The organism is Zobellella sp. An-6 (genome assembly GCF_052487945.1).
The window spans coordinates 3,527,139-3,543,777 of the sequence record NZ_CP199259.1; the positions used below are offsets into that span (position 1 = coordinate 3,527,139).

16 protein-coding genes are annotated in these 16,639 nt (G+C 63.1%); 2 read left to right on the plus strand and 14 right to left on the minus strand.

Going from position 1 to position 16,639, the window contains the following annotated elements:
- Positions 1–5 precede the first annotated feature (5 nt).
- Together ACT7DK_RS16450 and rpe are read right to left on the minus strand one after the other, a co-directional pair.
- Positions 6–677, minus strand: coding sequence for a phosphoglycolate phosphatase (locus tag ACT7DK_RS16450; RefSeq protein WP_445401047.1), 672 nt, complete (start codon positions 675–677; stop codon positions 6–8).
- Positions 670–1,344, minus strand: a complete 675-nt coding sequence (rpe, locus tag ACT7DK_RS16455) for a ribulose-phosphate 3-epimerase (RefSeq protein ID WP_445401049.1) — start codon at positions 1,342–1,344, stop codon at positions 670–672. Before rpe ends, ACT7DK_RS16450 begins: the two co-directional genes overlap by 8 nt.
- A gap of 104 nt (positions 1,345–1,448) precedes the next feature.
- Here rpe and ACT7DK_RS16460 point away from each other — a divergent pair, with 104 nt between their 5' ends.
- Positions 1,449–1,625, plus strand: coding sequence for a DUF2970 domain-containing protein (locus ACT7DK_RS16460; RefSeq protein ID WP_445401051.1), 177 nt, complete (start codon positions 1,449–1,451; stop codon positions 1,623–1,625).
- Here ACT7DK_RS16460 and ACT7DK_RS16465 read toward each other — a convergent pair.
- From ACT7DK_RS16465 to pilM, 9 genes are all read right to left on the minus strand, one after another.
- Entirely contained in the window at positions 1,622–2,446 is an 825-nt protein-coding gene (locus tag ACT7DK_RS16465; protein ID WP_445401053.1) for a Dam family site-specific DNA-(adenine-N6)-methyltransferase, read from the minus strand. The genes ACT7DK_RS16460 and ACT7DK_RS16465 overlap by 4 nt on opposite strands.
- 62 nt (positions 2,447–2,508) lie before the next feature.
- The gene (locus ACT7DK_RS16470; protein WP_445401055.1) at positions 2,509–3,882 is read right to left on the minus strand and encodes an SPOR domain-containing protein; all 1,374 of its coding nucleotides are present in this window, start codon (positions 3,880–3,882) and stop codon (positions 2,509–2,511) included.
- Complete coding sequence (gene aroB, locus ACT7DK_RS16475; protein ID WP_445401057.1) at positions 3,879–4,961, minus strand: 3-dehydroquinate synthase; 1,083 nt, start codon at positions 4,959–4,961, stop codon at positions 3,879–3,881. Before aroB ends, ACT7DK_RS16470 begins: the two co-directional genes overlap by 4 nt.
- Before the next feature lie 14 nt (positions 4,962–4,975).
- The gene (aroK, locus tag ACT7DK_RS16480; RefSeq protein WP_445401059.1) at positions 4,976–5,494 is read right to left on the minus strand and encodes a shikimate kinase AroK; all 519 of its coding nucleotides are present in this window, start codon (positions 5,492–5,494) and stop codon (positions 4,976–4,978) included.
- Between the two features lie 464 nt (positions 5,495–5,958).
- On the minus strand, positions 5,959–7,977 hold the full coding sequence (locus tag ACT7DK_RS16485) for a type IV pilus secretin PilQ (protein WP_445401061.1): 2,019 nt from the start codon (positions 7,975–7,977) through the stop codon (positions 5,959–5,961).
- A 20-nt stretch (positions 7,978–7,997) separates the two neighbouring features.
- Complete coding sequence (locus ACT7DK_RS16490) at positions 7,998–8,510, minus strand: pilus assembly protein PilP (protein ID WP_445401063.1); 513 nt, start codon at positions 8,508–8,510, stop codon at positions 7,998–8,000.
- On the minus strand, positions 8,507–9,091 hold the full coding sequence (locus tag ACT7DK_RS16495; protein ID WP_445401065.1) for a type 4a pilus biogenesis protein PilO: 585 nt from the start codon (positions 9,089–9,091) through the stop codon (positions 8,507–8,509). Before ACT7DK_RS16495 ends, ACT7DK_RS16490 begins: the two co-directional genes overlap by 4 nt.
- Positions 9,088–9,648 carry a PilN domain-containing protein gene (locus tag ACT7DK_RS16500; protein WP_445401067.1) on the minus strand — a complete coding sequence of 187 codons (561 nt, stop codon included), beginning with the start codon at positions 9,646–9,648 and terminating at the stop codon, positions 9,088–9,090. Before ACT7DK_RS16500 ends, ACT7DK_RS16495 begins: the two co-directional genes overlap by 4 nt.
- Positions 9,636–10,694 carry a type IV pilus assembly protein PilM gene (pilM, locus tag ACT7DK_RS16505; protein WP_445401069.1) on the minus strand — a complete coding sequence of 353 codons (1,059 nt, stop codon included), beginning with the start codon at positions 10,692–10,694 and terminating at the stop codon, positions 9,636–9,638. The genes ACT7DK_RS16500 and pilM overlap by 13 nt, the downstream gene beginning before the upstream one ends.
- Before the next feature lie 164 nt (positions 10,695–10,858).
- Between pilM and ACT7DK_RS16510 the strand changes: the two genes are divergently transcribed.
- The gene (locus ACT7DK_RS16510) at positions 10,859–13,237 is read left to right on the plus strand and encodes a penicillin-binding protein 1A (RefSeq protein WP_445401071.1); all 2,379 of its coding nucleotides are present in this window, start codon (positions 10,859–10,861) and stop codon (positions 13,235–13,237) included.
- Positions 13,238–13,298: 61 nt separating this feature from the next.
- Here ACT7DK_RS16510 and oxyR read toward each other — a convergent pair whose 3' ends face one another.
- The 3 genes from oxyR to ACT7DK_RS16525 all read right to left on the minus strand — a co-directional run bounded on the left by oxyR (position 13,299) and on the right by ACT7DK_RS16525 (position 16,494).
- The gene (gene oxyR, locus ACT7DK_RS16515; protein WP_445401073.1) at positions 13,299–14,192 is read right to left on the minus strand and encodes a DNA-binding transcriptional regulator OxyR; all 894 of its coding nucleotides are present in this window, start codon (positions 14,190–14,192) and stop codon (positions 13,299–13,301) included.
- Between the two features lie 70 nt (positions 14,193–14,262).
- Positions 14,263–15,711 (minus strand): dihydrolipoyl dehydrogenase, encoded by a 1,449-nt coding sequence (locus tag ACT7DK_RS16520; protein ID WP_445401075.1) that lies wholly within the window; start codon positions 15,709–15,711, stop codon positions 14,263–14,265.
- A gap of 54 nt (positions 15,712–15,765) precedes the next feature.
- Positions 15,766–16,494, minus strand: a complete 729-nt coding sequence (locus ACT7DK_RS16525; RefSeq protein WP_445401077.1) for a glutathione peroxidase — start codon at positions 16,492–16,494, stop codon at positions 15,766–15,768.
- Between the last annotated feature and the right edge of the window lie 145 nt (positions 16,495–16,639).

The following is a 16,639-nucleotide window of genomic DNA, read 5'->3' on the forward strand; positions in this document are numbered from 1 at the left end:
CTCTGTCAATCGGTTAGCAGTATGTCGGCGAGGGCGGCAAAGTCACTCAGCACCCAGTCGGGGCCGCTGTCCGCGATATCCCGACCGTAGTTGTAACCATAGGTCAGGCCCACCACCGCCATGCCGGCCGCCTTGGCCGCCAGCACATCGTTCTCGGAATCTCCCACCATCAGGGTGCGGGCCGGATCCACGTCCAGGCTGCGGCAGACGTGCAGCAGGGGCACCGGGCTCGGCTTCTTCTCGGGCAGGCTGTCGCCGCCCAGCACCAGCTCGAACTGCTCGCTCAGTCCGGCCGCCGCCAGGATGGCGGGCACGAAACGGTAGGGCTTGTTGGTGACGATGGCCAGCCGTTTACCCGCGCCGCGCAAGGCCGCCAGGGTAGTGAGCACCCCGGGGTAGAACACCAGCTCCTGGTCGGCCACCTGGTCGTAGGCCGCATCAAAGGCGGCGCGTGCCGCCTGCCGCATCTCGGCCCCGGGCTCGGCACCAAGAGCGTCGCTCAGCGCCCGGCGCACCAGCATGTCGGCGCCGTTGCCCACCCAGTGACGCACCGCCCGCTCCGCCGCCGGTTCATGCCCCAGCGTCGTCAGCATGCGGTTCACCGCCAGCGCCAGTTGAGGCACGCTGTCGATCAGGGTGCCATCCAGATCGAACTGGACGAGATCGAATTCAGCCATGGGCCTGGGCCAGTTCGCTGCGCATCTGCTCGATCACCGCCTTGTAGTCGGCCTGGCCGAAGATGGCGGAGCCGGCCACGAACATGTCGGCACCGGCCTCGGCGATATCGCGGATATTGTCGACCTTGACGCCACCGTCGATCTCCAGGCGGATAGAGCGGCCGCTCTCGTCGATGCGGCGACGGGCCTGGCGCAACTTGTCGAGGGTGGAAGCGATGAAGGACTGGCCACCGAAACCGGGGTTGACCGACATCAGCAGGATCACGTCCACCTTGTCCATCACGTAGTCCAGGTGGCTGAGCGGGGTGGAGGGATTGAACACCAGGCCGGCCTGGCAGCCCTGCTCCCGGATCAGGCCCAGGGTGCGGTCGATGTGCTCGGAGGCTTCCGGGTGGAAGGTGATGATGGAAGCCCCGGCCTTGGCGAACTCGGGTACCAGGCTGTCCACCGGCTTGACCATCAGATGCACGTCGATGGGAGCCTGAATGCCATAGTCGCGCAGGGCCTTGCAGACCATGGGGCCTATGGTCAGGTTGGGCACGTAGTGATTGTCCATCACGTCGAAGTGCACCACGTCGGCTCCCGCCTCCAGTACCCGAGTCACATCCTCGCCCAGGCGGGCGAAATCGGCGGACAGTATGGAGGGGGCAATCAGGTAGTCTTTCATCGGGGTTCCCTTAAGCGCAAAAAACGCACCAATTCTACCCCAGCGCCCGGTGATTCTCTAGCGAGGCGTCTATGCTTGGCAAAAGTTGGCGGAAAAGGTGACCTATGAGCTGGAAACACTGGCTGCAGGCGGTGGCGGCCGCCCTGTTCGGGGTTCAGTCGGAGCAGAACCGGCAGCAGCAATTCAGGGGCAGCCCCTGGCCCTATATCGGCCTGGGGGCGGTAGCCATACTGCTGTTCGTGTTGCTGCTGGTGCTGGTGGTACGACTGGTGCTGCGTTAACCGCGGGCCACCGGGGTAAAGAGCGCCAGCAGCTCGTCCACCTTCTTGCGGTTGTGGCCGTGGCGGCTGATGGTGCGCTTGACCGCCACCACGTCCAGCTCCGCCTCCCGGTACAGCTCCCGAGTGAGGGGGATGTCGTGGTTGCTGATCAATACCGGTACCCCCCGGGCCGCGGTCTCCCGCGCCAGCCGGGCCAGTATGGCCTGATCGTCCAGGGTGAAACCGTTGGCGGCATAGGTGGTGAAGCTGGCGGTGCTGGACAAAGGCGCATAGGGCGGATCGCAGTAGAATACCTGATCCTCGCGGGCGGCGGCGAACACCTCCACGTAGCTCTGGCACACGAAGGTGGCCCGCTGCGCCTTCTCGGCGAAGCGCCACAGCTCCCGTTCGGGAAAATAGGGCTTCTTGTAGGCACCGAAGGGCACGTTGAAGCCGCCCTTCTGGTTGTAGCGGCACAAGCCATTGTAACCGTGCCGGTTCAGGTAGAGGAACAGCAGGGCACGGCGATATCCATCCAGCTCCCTGTTGAAGTCGCCACGAAAACCGTAGTAGACACTGCGTTCGTTGTTGGCGGCGGTGAACAGTTGGGCGGCATCGCGGATGAAGGCATCGGGCCGGTTCTTGAGCAACTGATAGAGGTTGATCAGGTCCGCATTGATGTCGGCCAGCAGGTAGGCGTCGTAATCGGAATTCAGAAACACCGAGCCGGCGCCGACAAAGGGCTCTACCAGCACCCGGCCTTCCGGCAGGCGGCGGTTGATGCTCTCCACCAGGCCATACTTGCCGCCGGCCCATTTCAGGAATGCCCGAGTTTTTGTCATAGTCGTCATCGTTGCCGCACCGCTCAGAGGGCGCGCATTGTAACCGCAAGCCGAGGTCATGACTATGGTTTGACTTCTTTTTGCACCTGCCCGAAGGGCTTGGGCCAGGGTTTGGCCGCCCGCAGCTCGGCCGGCAGGCTGCCGATGGCCTGGCGTGCCTGCTCGGGGGTGGCGAAATCGCCGAACACCAGCACGAACCAGGACTGATCGTTGATGGTACGAGGGTAAATCCAGGCCGGAGTCAGGGTATGGCGGGTCGCCAGCCGCGCCAAGGCCGCACGGTCACGTCCCGCCATCAGCTGCAGGGTATAGCGCGAGGCGGATTTTTGCGTCAGCGCCGACAAGGGGCTAAGACCGGAGCCGGGCGCCGGAGACGGCGTCACCGCCGCGGCCGAAGTTTGTCGGGTGGCGGGGGCGGCTTGGGGCTCCTGCCCCCGCTGCATCAGCCGGCTGACCACTTCGTCTTCGATCACCACCCGTTCCTTGTCGCTGTCGTCCGGAGTTTCGGCAACCTTGGTACTGATCTCGGGCGTGGCGGGCAACGGCTCGGCCGGCCAGTCACGCACCGGCGTGTTGCCATCCGTGGGGAGCGGTTCCGCCCCGGCCGGTACTTCCTCACCCAGGGTCAGGGAGGCGGCCGGGGCGGCGGGCAGGGACTCCCGCTGCGATGGCGGCACCGGCTCGGGCGCCGCGGCTTGCCGATCGCCACCCAGCAGGCTGACGATAATGATCAGCAGCACCACCAGGATCAGGGCGGTCAGCAATATCTTGGTTGTCTTTTGTTCAAGCAGCTGTTGATAACCGGGTATTTTCATCTGCGGCTCCATCATGCCCATTACATCGCCAGGATAAAGGATATCGTCCACGGCTTCGTGCGTTTCTTGATATCCCAGCGCCTGCCATAGCGCCTGTCTGTCTTCCACGGTCAGCGGTGGTACTTCCACTTCCAGCACCTTGCCGCCGGCTTCCCCCTCGAGCAGCCGGCGGGTCTCCCCCGCCCACTGCTCGGCGCCCAGCAATACCATAAAGGGACGCGCTCCCGCGGGCAACTCCCGATGGAGCCGGGCCAGCTCCAACAGCAGGTCCTCCGGCAACCACTCGGCGTTATCCACCGCCAGCAAGCGCTTGCCCGGGCTGCCCGCCAACAACCGTACCATCGAGGCCGGCAGCGGATCCTCCGCAGCGAAGATACCACCGGGAAACCAGGTCGTCAGCAGCGCGTCCCGGAAGCGGGCATTGGCGTCGAGGGCTTCGGCATCGAGCAGCGCCGGCAGCAACAGCTCCGTGCTATCGACCAGCCTGGCCGCCAGGTGGGACTTACCGGCGCCTTCGGGTCCGGTCAGCAGGATAAAATCGGTGTCGAGGCGGGAAAGATGCAGCAGCCGCGCCAGCAGCTGCTGCTGAGAGGAGAAAGGGAGGTCGACGGCCTCGGTCACTGTTGCCGTTCCGGTACCACCACCTGGGCCAGCTGTTGCGCGGTGACATCGTCCACCACCCGGGCTCGGCCGATGCCAAGCGGCAGCACCAGCCGCAACTTGCCGGCCAGAACCTTCTTATCCCGCAGCATATGGGGCAGATAGTGTTCCAGCTCCATTTCGGCAGGCCCCTGGATCGGCAGGTGAGCCTTGATCAGCAGGGCCTCGACCCGGGCCACCTCGTCGTCGCTCATGTCGCCGCGCAGACGGGCGGTGTGGCAGGCCTGCATGGTGCCTGCCGCCACCGCCTCGCCATGCAGCCAGTTGCCGTAGCCCATTTCCGCCTCGATGGCATGGCCGAAAGTATGGCCCAGGTTGAGCAGGGCACGAACTCCGTGCTCCCGTTCATCGGCGGCCACCATCTCTGCCTTGATCTCGCAGCAGCGGCGGATGGCATAGGCCAGGGCGTCCGCCTCCAGCCGCTGCAGGCGCTGGACGTTCTGCTCCAGCCAGGCGAAGAAGGCCGCATCCCAGATGATGCCGTACTTGATCACTTCCGCCAGGCCGGCAGCAAATTCGCGCTCGGGCAGGGTCTGCAGGCAGAGAGTATCTATCAACACCAGCTCCGGCTGGTAGAAGGCGCCGATCATGTTCTTGCCGAGCGGATGGTTGACCGCGGTCTTGCCGCCCACCGAGGAATCGACCTGGGCCAGCAGGGTGGTCGGCACCTGGATAAAGGGCACGCCACGCTGGTAACAGGCAGCGGCAAAACCGGTGAGATCGCCGATGACCCCGCCGCCCAGGGCGATCAGGGTGGTGTCCCGGCCATGGTTGCCCTCAAGCAGCTTGCCCATGACCAGGTTAAAGGTCTCCAGGGTCTTGAACTGCTCGCCGTCGGGCAGCACCAGGGTGTCAACCTCGAGCGGCACCAGAACCCTTTTCAGGGGGTCCAGGTAGAGGGGCGCTATCACCTCGTTGGTGATCACCAGCACTTTCTTGCCCTTGACCGCATCACGCAGCAGCAAGGTCTCGGCCAGGCAGCCTTCGGCGATAATAATGGGGTAGCTGCGTTCCCCCAGATTGACGGTTAACCTTTCCATGGATCTCCTGCCCGTTACAGGCCGATCAGTTCAACTATTTGATTGGCAACCAGTTTGGCACTCTGTTCGTCGGTGCGCACCACATAATCGGCAATTTCAAGGTAGAGTTCATTACGCTCGGCGGCGAGACGCTCCAGCACATCCTGGGGCGGCTCCGCGGTCTGCAGCAGCGGGCGACGCTTGTCTTTCTGCACCCGGGCCAGTTGCTTCTCCACCGGTGTTTCCAGGTAGACCACTATCCCCCGGGCCGACAGTCGGTTGCGGCTTTCCTTGCTCTTGACCGAGCCACCACCGGTGGCCAGGACGATACCCTGCAATTCGCTCAGGTCGTTGATCACCTTTTCTTCGCGCTGGCGGAAGCCTTCTTCACCCTCTACATCAAACACCCAGCTGATATCGGCACCGGTTCGACGCTCAATCTCCTGATCGGAGTCGTAGAAGTCCATATGCAGTTGTTGCGCCAGGTATTTACCGATGGTGCTCTTGCCCGCACCCATAGGCCCTACTAGGAAGATATTGCGTTTCTCAGCCATGTTACACGAAATTCTCACAAACAAATGCGCCCCACGAACACCGCAGGGTCGACGATGAACCTAACCTTAACTTTCTGAAATTGGACGCCGGATTATCGCAACTGCGCCGGACGCTGGCAAGGGCAAGACCACAACCGGAGCCAAAGAAGGCCTCCCTTCCTTCCATGCTTTGCCGTCATCCCCCTCAGCCTGAGCGCTCAGCAGCGACATGGCCGGCTCTCCAGCACGACCGAAAATTGCCCAGAGGACGCTCTTGCGTGCGGTCAGTGGCAAGTCGCAGCGCGGCGACAACGGCGGTTGCCTCCCTCCCCCCAGGGAGCGAGCCTGTCTCGCCGGGACACGCGGTTTCAGCCGGATCGAGCATTCAGCGAATGTGCGCAGCAGGTTGAAACAGTGAGTGGCCTGCCCTCACGGCGGGCCTGCCGGCGGTGCCCGGTTGATGTAGCCCCAGTCGGCCCCGTTGTTTAAGGCGATATACGTGGCGTAACGAAAATAATCAGCTCGCGCTTTTCTACTTTATCTTCCCTGTTCTTGAACAGGTTTCCGACCACGGGAATATCCCCCAGTACGGGTATTTTGGTTGAGCTGCGCTGGGTAATCTGCTGGAAAATACCACCGAGCACGACGGTTTCTCCGTTGTTGACCAGCAACTTGGTCTTGACCGACTGGGTATTGATGGAGGGTGCCTGGCCTCCTCCTGCAACGGGCACCAGGGCGCCGACGGTGTTTTGTGTCACCGCCAAGTCGAGCACCAGGCGGCGATCGGGAGTAATCAGGGGAGTCACCGTCAGGCTGAGTTCGGCGGGAGCAAATTCCGTTTGGGGCGTGCCATCCCGATCAAGAGTGGTGTAGGGAATCTGGACCCCTTGCCGGATCTCGGCCTGTTGCTGGCTGGAGGTGGCCACCCGGGGACTGGCGATAATCTCGGCATGGTTTTCCTTTTCAAGCGCCTGCAGTTCAAGATCCAGGAGGCGGCCATCCGACAGCCGGGCCACCTGAAGCGCCAGGGTGCCCGCCGGATCGGAGATGGGCAGATTGACGTTGAACCCCAGGTTTCGGCTGCTGTCCGCGCCGGCATTGGCATCGAAGTAAGACCATCTGATGCCCAAGGCCTCATCCAGTCCTTCATTCATACTGACCAGACGAGCCTCTATCACGACCTGTTTGACCGGAATATCGAGCCGTTTCAGCAGCCGACGGACATTGTCAATGCTCTCCCGGGTATCCTTGACCATCAGTATGTTGGTCCTTTCATCGAGCGCAACGCTGCCGCGTTCCGTCAGCATGCCGCCCCGGCTTCCCGTCATCGAGACGATGTGGCCCGCCTCGGACTCGGGGCTCGTTGTACTTGGCCACTCTCCCGCCAGTAGCCGCTGAATATCGGCGGCCTTGGCGTAATTCACCTGCAAAAACTCCGTGACCAGGGGCCCCGACACCCCCTGGGCCTGCCGGTTTTCCAGATGCTGTTGCTCCTGCTGAGCCAGCTCGGTGGCCGGCGCCACCAGCAGTATGGTGCCGTCCAGCCGCTTATCGAGGCCACGCACCCGCAATATGGTGTCCAGCGCCTGCTCCCAAGGCACCCCATCGAGGCGCAAGGTGATGTTGCCCTGAACCGAGTCGGTGGTCACCAGGTTGAAATTGTTGAAGTCGGCGATCAACTGCAGCACAGTTCTCACCGGAATATCCTGAAAATTCATGGAAATGGGCTTACCACCATAGGAACGCCGGCGCTCTTCGGCGGCCGCCGGCGCGGCCCGGAACAGCTCCAGCACGAAGAGCCGTTCTGACTGCTCATAGTGGTAATCGAACCCTGCGCTGGTATCCACCGTCAGCAGGACACTGCCGCCGTCCCGGGCAATGCCGATCCGGTTGACCAGGGTGGCAAAATCGTTGACATCCAAGACCCGAAGCAGTTCGTCGGTAATATGGGTCTGGTGGAATTTGGCGAGCAGCCGGCTGTCGCGAACCTGCATATCCACGGCCGCAGCGGATCTGGCCAGACTCACCAGCACCAGGCCCTGACCGTCACGACCGCGACGAAAATCGATACCGGTAATGGCGTTGGTGGCACCCGGTGGCAACAGAGCGGCGTCGCTTTCCGCGCCAAACAGCAGCCGCAGACGCCTGCCCTCGGTTTGCAGCCGGTAGGGCTGGGGCCGGTCAAATCCGAAGGCCACTTCCAGGTTGGTGCCGACTCGGCGCACATCCACCACATTGATCCCCTGCCGTTCGATGGGAATCAGATTTTCCCGTAATGCCGAATCCGCACCGGGGATCTGGAGCACCAGCCGCTCCGGCTGATGGCGCATCATGTCGACGACAGCGGGCGGGGGCGCATCGAACTCCAGCTCCACGGCCAGCCCGTCATCCGCCAGCGGACGGACCCTGAGGTGCTCCAGGCCGACGCCAGCCCAGCTCCGTCCACACAAGGCCAGGCCGAATACCAGCCAGGCCAGCAGCTTCCCTGCCCTCTGCCTTGTCATAGCCCATACTCCCGCCGTTCTTATTGTTCTGCCCGATCCAGCATCAACCTGGCTTCCCGACTGATCCAACAGCCAGCACCGTCGGAGACCTGTTCTTTTAAGATGATGTCATGGTCGGTGATACCGATAATCTCGCCATGGTTCAGCCCCAGTTTCTGCCCTACCCCGATCCTGTGGGTGATACCGTCCCGGGTGTGGAGCAATGCCCACAGCTGCTGTCCGTCGCCCAGTGTTCCGCGGAATGAGAGATTATCGAGCGAATGCCGCTCCAGCTCGCTGCCGTCCGGCTCCGGTTGAGTGCAGGCACTGGCTGCCGGTGCGGGGACCTGGACGCTCTCCGGTTGCGGGGAGACAAAAGGGCTGCGTTCCGAGCCGGGCCGGTAGGCTTGCGGCTCATATTTATCCACGATGGGCAGGGGGGCCGGCGGTGTTGCCGGGCGCGCCTTCACCTCCGCCACATAATGACCCAGGTCGTCGTCGTCGCTGCAGGCGCTCAGGGCCAGCAGCACAGACGGCCAGAAGAGACCTCTCATGGCGCCTCCGTACCGTGATACTGGTAGGTTTTGGCCACCATGCTCAGGCTCAGGGGGGCCGCTTCGGTACGGGACAGGCTGAAACTGTCGATGATGACGATGCGGGGCAAGGCCGCCATGTCGGCGACGAAGTGACCCAGCCGGTGGTAATCACCACGGACAATGATGCGCATCGGCAACTCGGTGGCGAACTCGCCCGGCCTTTCCGCCTCCCAGTGGATACGCTCCAGACGCAGTCCATTATCGGTGGCGATGAAACTGATATCGTCGAGCAGGCCAGCTATTTCCAAACTGGTTGGCAAGCTGCGCAACTGGGCTGCCAGCTGGGCTTGCAGCGCCACCAATTGCGCCCGGTGAGCGCCCAGCCCCGCCGCCAGACGGGCTTTTTCCTCGAAGGCAGTACTCAGCTGCAGTTCCTCAGCCCGGCTCTGCTCCAGCCGGGACAGGCTGCCCCCGATGACGGCATAACCGAGCCCCCCGGCCAACAGGGCGCACACCAATGCGAGCATGGCGATCTTAGCGACACCGGGCCATTGGCCGATGTTGTCCAGATCCAGGTCATTGAGTCGTTGCCAGTTCATCGCGTCGCGTCCGGTGTCGCCTCGATGATCCGGAACAACATGGAAAATTGGCTCAGGGCGACGGGCTGGGTATCGCTGGCAAAAATGGCGCTGATCCTGGGCTCCGTCAGCCAGCCGCTGCCTTCGATCTGGCGAATCATGCGGGCCACCCGGCCATAGGCTTCGGTCTTGCCGACCAGCTCTATCTGGTGACGGGTCATGTCGACCGAGCTCAGGTAGACACCGGGCGGCACCAGCTCGGGCAACTGGTTGAATACCCTGACCGAAAGGTTGCGCCTTTGCTGCACGCTGTCGAACAGCTGCACTCGTTCCAGCAGTTGGGCCTTTTGCTCCTTAAGCCGAGCGATCTCACCCAGTTCCCTGTCCAGCCGGGATATTTCGACCTGCAGCAGCCGGTTGCGCTCCTGCTGTCGCGCGACTTGCCGGTGCACCCAGATGTTGATCGCCAGTATCACCACCACCGTCAGCACAGACGCCAGCACCAGCAGAAACAGGAAGTGCTTTTTCTGTCTGTCCCGAGCCATGTCCCGCCAGGGCAGCAGGTTTATGTTGGACATGAAGTCAGGCTCCTCAACGCCAATCCCAGTGCCGTCATGTAGATGGCGGCATCGGGGCAAGACGGTAACCGGCCTTCGCACAACCGGCCGAAATCTGGTTGCAACACCGGCATGTTCAGCTCCAGCTCCAAGATTCCGGCCAGATCCGGCAACCGGCTACCGCCACCGCTAAGAAACAGGGCCGCCGGCGACTTGTCGCCGGAACTGCTGCAGAACAACTGGACATTACGACGGATATGCTGCAACAGGGCGGTGACATGTTGCTGCTCGATATCATGGCGCAGCGCCTCGGGCAAAAGGCCATCTATCTTGGCCTGCTCGGCACTGTCTTCCGCCATGTCGGCACACTTGCATAACTCCCGGGTGAAATGGGCGCCGCCGAAGTTTTGCAGCCGGCTGTGGATCACCTCCCCGTCTTCCATGATCGCAAAGGTCAGATTTTCGGCTCCGATGTCCACCAGCGCCAGTGTCTTGGTGTGGGCCTTGATCGCGGCCAGACAGGCGTTGACCGACCGGGCCAGGGCATGCACCCCGATATCCACCACCCTGGTATGCCAGCCCACTTGCTGCAGGGCGCTCACCCGGGTGCTGATGGTCTCGGTGCGGGCGGCGCTGAGCAGAATGTTTTCCCGTTCGGGATGCTGGGCGTTCGGCCCCAGGCTCTCGTAGTCCAGGCTGATTTCATCCAGCGGGAAGGGGAAGTGCTGCTCGGCATCGAGCAACACCTGATTTTCCAGCTCTTCCGGCGAGAGGTTGCGCGGCACCGCTATCAGCCTGGTGGTCACACCACCACCGGCAACGGCGGTAGCCACCTGGTTGCAACGGCAGTTGAGCTGGCGCCGCAACTGACGCAGTGCCATCGCCACCCTGGCCACATCCAGTAGCTGGTGGTCGACAATACTGTTCCGGGGGGTGGGAATACTGGCCACGGCCTCGAGCGAATAGTGGTCCGGGGTTCCTCTTAAGGCCACGGCCTTAATACTGCTGGCTCCGAAATCTATTCCTACCAACCATCGAAAACGCCTGCCCCTGCTAAAGCTCAGCATAGGTATCCGTGCTCTTGTTTTTATTGGTTTTGGTAAGGATAGACGGACTCCGTCGGGGCGATGAAATTATTGCGGTACAAAAATAAAGCGCTCGAACAACACCGCCGACACAGGATATACTTGAGCGCTGTTGGTTAAAAAATGATTTATCGGATCCTCACTCAATGCTCAAGTGGCTCTCTCGCCTGTTTTTGTTCGGCCTCTTTCTGATGATCGGTGGCCTGGTTGCCATCTTCGTGCTGTATCAGCAGATCAGAACGGAACTACCGGATGTTTCCACCCTCAAGGATGTACGCCTGGAAACGCCCATGCGTGTCTTCAGCCAGGACGGCGAACTGATTTCCCAGTACGGGGAACAGCGACGCACCCCCATTGCCGTGGCCGAGATGCCACCGCTGTTGATCGACGCCTTCATCGCCACCGAGGACGCCCGCTTTTACGAACATCCGGGTATAGACCCCATCGGTATCAGCCGGGCGGCGGTGGTCTGGCTGAGCACCGGCGAAAAGCGCCAGGGCGCCAGTACCATCACCCAGCAGGTGGCCAGAAATTTCTTCCTCAGCCGGGAAAAAACGGTGATCCGCAAGGTGAAGGAAATCTTTCTCGCCCTGCATATCGAGACCCTGCTGACCAAGGACGAGATCCTCGAGCTCTACCTCAACAAAATCCCCCTGGGCCACCGCTCCCACGGGGTGGCCGCCGCCGCCCAGGTATACTACGGCAAGAGCGTGCATGACCTGACCCTGGCGGAGATGGCCATGATCGCCGGTTTGCCTCAGGCACCCTCTGTGCTCAACCCGATCAGCAACCCTCGCCGGGCCGGCGAACGCCGGGCCGTGGTGCTGGGACGAATGCTGGATACCGGCAAGATCAGCCGCCCCCAGTATGAAGAAGCCATGGCCGCGCCGGTGGCAGCCCGCTATCACGGCGCCGAAATCACCCTCAGCGCGCCCTATCTGGCGGAGATGGCGCATCAGTTCGCGCTCTCGATGTTCGGCGAGGATGCCTACACCCAGGGGTTGAACGTCTACACCACCGTGCTATCCGGCGAGCAGCGTGCCGCCAATGAAGCGCTGATCAAGGGACTCCTGGCCTACGACCTGCGCCACGGCTACCGCGGCCCCGAAACCAGCCTGTGGCAGGGCAGTTCCTGGAATGCCGACCAGATCCGGCAGCACCTCGATGAGCAACCCTCCTACTGGCCGCTGGAGCCCGCCGTGGTCACCGCCGTGGCCGAACGCAGTGCCACCGTCACCATCAAGGGCAAGGGGGAGATCCGGCTCGACTGGGATGGCATCAAATGGGCCCGACGCTATATTTCGGACAGCCGCCAGGGCAACGCCCCGCGTCAGGCCGGGGAGGTCCTCAAGGCCGGCGAACAGATATGGGTCCGTCCCCAGGGCGAGGGCTGGATGCTGGCCCAGTTGCCGCAGATCAACGGCGCCCTGGTGGCGCTGGAGCCCGCCAGCGGTGCCGTTACCGCCCTGGTCGGCGGCTTCAACTTTAGCCTCAACAAGTTCAATCGCTCCGAGCAGGCGGCACGGCAGATGGGCTCCAACATCAAGCCCTTCATCTACTCCGCCGCTCTGGACAACGGCTTCACCCTGGCCAGCATGGTCAACGATGCTCCCATCAATCATTGGGACGCCGGCAGCGGCAGCTCCTGGCGGCCGCGCAACTCTCCCAACGTCTATGACGGCCCAATACGGGTACGAGAAGCCCTGGCCCGGTCCAAGAACGTGGTTTCCATCCGCCTGCTGCGCGATACCGGTATTCCGGTGGCCATGCAGCGATTGAATGACTTCGGCTTCGACACCGCCAGTATTCCGGCCACCGAGAGCCTGGCACTGGGTTCGCCTTCCGCCACCCCGCTGGAGATGGTGACCGGTTACGCCACCTTCGCCAACGGCGGCCTCAAGGTCACCCCTTTCGTGGTGCAGCGTATCGAGGACGCCCAGGGCCAGGTGCTGTACCAGGCCCAGCCCGACAGCCAACGGGTGATCAGCGAAGAGAACGCCTTCCTGATCACCGAGGCCCTGAGCTCCGCCATCTGGGGCGGCAACAGTGCCGGGCGCCGCTGGAACGGCACCGGCTGGCGCGCCGGCCGGGCACTGGAGCGCAAGGATATCGCCGGCAAGACCGGCACCACCAACGATTCCCGTGATGCCTGGTTTTCCGGATATGCCCCCGCCCGGGTGGCCACCGCCTGGGTCGGCTTCGACGACTTCGGCCGTCCCCTGGGCCGCACCGCCCACCACCCCAACCTGGGCGCGGATCAGGTGACCGGGGGCGAGTTCGGCGGCAGCGCCGCCCTGCCCATCTGGATAGACTATATGAAAGTCGCGCTCCAGGAACATCCGGAACAACAGCGGCGGGTACCGGAAAACCTGGTGACCGTGACCATAGACAGCGGCAGCGGCCTGCGTACCGATGGCCAGGGCCTGGCGGAATACTTCGTGCCGGGCACAGAGCCCAGGCGCTACGGCCGGGCCGGCAACAGCCAGCAATTCGGCGGCACCAGCATTACCGACGAGCTGTTCTGAGCAGCGCGGGCCAGAAAGCAAAGGGGCCGGAGTATGACTCCGGCCCCTTTTTGATGCCCGCCTACAGCAGCTCCTTGACCAGCTTGCCGATGACCTTGGCCATCTCGTTGAAGCAGGGCCGGCGCACCGAATGGATGCGGTACAGCAGGGCGATGGTACGGCTGGGCTCGGGATCCGTCACCGGCAGGTAGCTGATGCCCAGGCTGCCGTTATGGGAGCCGATGGCGAGCCGGGGGATCAGGGTCAGTCCCGAGCCCGCCGCCACCATGTTGCGCAGGGTTTCCAGGCTGGTGGCCTGGAAGTGGGTATCCTCGCCGATGCCGGCCGCGAAGCAGAAGCCCAGGGCCTGATCCCGCAGGCAGTGGCCGTCTTCCAGCATCAGCAGTTTTTCACCTTTCAGCTCCCCCAGGCTGATCCGCGCCCGCCCGGCCCAGGGATGCTCCGCCGGCAGGGCCAGCCTCATCGGCTCCTCGTACAGCGGCAGGGCACCGAAGCTGTCCATGTTGTCGAGTTGGGCCAGGATCAGGCAGTCCAGCTCACCGTCCGCCAGCTGTTTCAGCAGCGTCTGGGTCTGGGCCTCGTACAGGTAGATATGCAGCTCGGGAAAGTGCCGCTTGAGGGCGGGAATGATATGGGGCAGCAGATAGGGGCCCACCGTCGGGATCAGCCCGATATGCAGCTCCCCCGACATGGGTTCGGTGAAGGTGCGGGCGATATCCCTGAGCTCCTTGGTGGCCGCCAGCACCCGCCGGGCCTGGGCGGTAATGGCCTCCCCCGCCGGGGTGAACAACACCTTGCGGGAGGTTCGCTCCATCAGCAGCACCCCCAGTTCGTCCTCCAGCTTGCGCAACTGGCCGCTCAGGGTGGGCTGGCTGACGAAGCATTTTTCCGCCGCCTTGCGGAAATGGCGCTCCTCGGCCAGGGCCACCAGGTATTCGAGATCCCTTAAATTCACGCTTTCACCGTTATTCGTCACTTTTGGGGAGCAATAGTCACCCATCCGGCGGCAAATAGGAAGGTCCGGCTCAGTCCCCTACCCCGCACTCCATGCAGCGATCGCCGAGGGCTGGCCCCAGATGCAAGCGGGCATGGAGATCGCGCAGGGCGGTTCTCAGCCCTTCCTCCACCACCGGATGATAGAAGGGCATGGCGAGCATCTGGGCCACCGTCATCCGGCTCTGGTGCGCCCAGGCCAGCAGATGTGCCAGGTGCTCGGCCTCCGGGGCCATCATCTCGGCGCCGAGGAAGAGGCCGCTGCCCTGTTCGCCATAGACGCGCAACAGCCCCTGGTGACGCAGCATGACCCGGCTGCGGCCCTGATCCTCGAAGGAGGCCCGGCCGATGGCGAAGCAGTCACAGCCGCCGTAACGCCGTTCCAGCTCGCGGTAGTCGGCGCCCACCATGGCCAGCTGGGGATCGGTAAACACCACCGACAACCGGCTGTGCCGCAGGCCGGCCCGCACCTCGGGAAAGCGGCCGGCATTGTCACCGGCGATGCGCCCCTGATCGTTGGCCTCATGCAGCAGCGGCAACTGGTTGCTGGCATCGCCGGCCACGAAGATGTGGGGTAGGCTGGTCTGCAGGGTATAGGGATCGGCTACCGGCACGCCCCTGTCGTCCAACACCATGCCGAGCCGCTCCAGTCCCAGGCCGTCCACATTGGGCCGGCGACCGGTGGCGGCGAGCACATAATCTACCCGGATCCGCTGGTTCACTCCCTCGGTATCGAGAAAGTCGATCTCCACCCCCTGCCCCTGCCGCTCCATGCGGCCGACCCGGGCATCCGCATCCAGAAAGAACGCTTTCCGCAAACACCCGGCGGCGTAGTCCCTCACTTCGGGATCGGTCAGGGGGCCGACCTGGCCGCCCGTGCCGAACATCCAGGTTTTCACCCCCAGCCGGTGCAGGGCCTGGCCCAGCTCCAGGCCGATGACGCCCGGACCGAACACCGCCACCGAGCCGGGCAGTTGTTGCCACTCGAACAATTCGTCGCTGACCACCAGGCGGTCGCCAAGCCGGCGCCAGTCGGCGGGAAAGACCGGACGGGAGCCGGTGGCGATCACCAGGGTATCTGCCTCGATACGGGTGTGATCGTCCACCATCAGGCTGTGCTTGTCCACGAAGCGGGCCTGTCCTCTCAGCCGGAGTTCGGCGGGAATCGTTTCGATCGAGTCATTCACCAGCCCCACGAAGCGATCCCGTTCGCCCCTGACCCTGGCCATCACCTCCCGGCCGTGGATCTGGACCTGCCCCGGGTGGATGCCGAAGGCCGGGGCCCGCTCCAGCTGATGAGCACAGTCGGCGGCGGCAATCAGCAGCTTGGAGGGCATGCAGCCGACCCGGGCGCAGGTGGTGCCGTAAGCCCCCCCCTCGATCAGCACCACCTCCTGCCGGTGGGCACGGGCAGCGCGCCAGGCGGCGAGGCCGGCGGTGCCGGCGCCGATGATGGCGACCCGGGTCTTGATCACTTTCATGGCGGCTCTCCATGGGGCTGGATAAGAAAAGGGACCTGCGCCCATTATATTAGCTTATGCTAAATACTCTGCCAGTTCATCGCTGCCGCCGATATGGCGGCCGTCGATAAAGATCTGCGGCACCGTGGCCCGGCCCGACACCGCCTTCAGGCTGATGCTGGTGGCGTTCTGGCCCAGGATCACCTCTTCGTAGCGCAAGCCCTGGTCGAACAGCATCTGCTTGGCCCGGGCGCAGAAGGGGCAGCCCGGCTTGCTGAACACAGTGATGGCCGAGGGCTTGACCGCCCGGGGATTGATATGGGCCAGCATGGTGTCGGCGTCGGATACCTCGAAGGGGTCACCCGGCTTGTTCGGCTCGATGAACATCTGATCGATGATGCCGTCCTTCACCAGCATGGAATAGCGCCAGGAGCGCTTGCCGAAGCCCAGATCCTGCTTGTCCACCAGCATGCCCATGCCCTCGGTGAACTCGCCGTTGCCGTCCGGGATCACCCGGATATGCTCGGCCTCCTGCTCCTTGAGCCAGGCATTCATCACGAAGGTATCGTTGACGCTGATGCAGACGATGTCGTCCACCCCATTCTCGAACAACACCGGCGCCAGCTCGTTGTAGCGCGGCAGGTGAGTGGAGGAGCAGGTCGGGGTAAAAGCGCCGGGCAGGGAAAACACCACCACAGTCCTGCCCTTGAAGATGTCGTCCGTAGTTACATCCTGCCACTGCTCGTGCTGGCGGGTGCGAAAGGTTACCCGGGGTACGGCCTGGCCGGTCTTGTCTTGCAACATGCTGTCGTCCTCATCAGGAATTGTGTCTTGTTTGAGACCCAGTATGCCGACAGGAAATTGCTGATTGAAACTGTTTTAGAAAATGGAATTGATAGGCAGAGACGATTAAAAAGCGGAAAGGAGCCCACACCGACACCTTTCCGCT

Coding starts and splice junctions, on each gene's coding strand:
- ACT7DK_RS16520 (WP_445401075.1), bottom strand. CDS start 15,711: ATGAAAGTGATCAAGACCCGGGTCGCCATCATCGGCGCCGGCACCGCC.
- ACT7DK_RS16500 (WP_445401067.1), bottom strand. CDS start 9,648: ATGTCCAACATAAACCTGCTGCCCTGGCGGGACATGGCTCGGGACAGA.
- ACT7DK_RS16465 (WP_445401053.1), bottom strand. CDS start 2,446: ATGACAAAAACTCGGGCATTCCTGAAATGGGCCGGCGGCAAGTATGGC.
- pilM (WP_445401069.1), bottom strand. CDS start 10,694: ATGCTGAGCTTTAGCAGGGGCAGGCGTTTTCGATGGTTGGTAGGAATA.
- rpe (WP_445401049.1), bottom strand. CDS start 1,344: ATGAAAGACTACCTGATTGCCCCCTCCATACTGTCCGCCGATTTCGCC.
- aroK (WP_445401059.1), bottom strand. CDS start 5,494: ATGGCTGAGAAACGCAATATCTTCCTAGTAGGGCCTATGGGTGCGGGC.
- ACT7DK_RS16450 (WP_445401047.1), bottom strand. CDS start 677: ATGGCTGAATTCGATCTCGTCCAGTTCGATCTGGATGGCACCCTGATC.
- ACT7DK_RS16490 (WP_445401063.1), bottom strand. CDS start 8,510: ATGAGAGGTCTCTTCTGGCCGTCTGTGCTGCTGGCCCTGAGCGCCTGC.
- ACT7DK_RS16460 (WP_445401051.1), top strand. CDS start 1,449: ATGAGCTGGAAACACTGGCTGCAGGCGGTGGCGGCCGCCCTGTTCGGG.
- aroB (WP_445401057.1), bottom strand. CDS start 4,961: ATGGAAAGGTTAACCGTCAATCTGGGGGAACGCAGCTACCCCATTATT.
- ACT7DK_RS16510 (WP_445401071.1), top strand. CDS start 10,859: ATGCTCAAGTGGCTCTCTCGCCTGTTTTTGTTCGGCCTCTTTCTGATG.
- ACT7DK_RS16485 (WP_445401061.1), bottom strand. CDS start 7,977: ATGACAAGGCAGAGGGCAGGGAAGCTGCTGGCCTGGCTGGTATTCGGC.
- ACT7DK_RS16525 (WP_445401077.1), bottom strand. CDS start 16,494: ATGTTGCAAGACAAGACCGGCCAGGCCGTACCCCGGGTAACCTTTCGC.
- ACT7DK_RS16495 (WP_445401065.1), bottom strand. CDS start 9,091: ATGAACTGGCAACGACTCAATGACCTGGATCTGGACAACATCGGCCAA.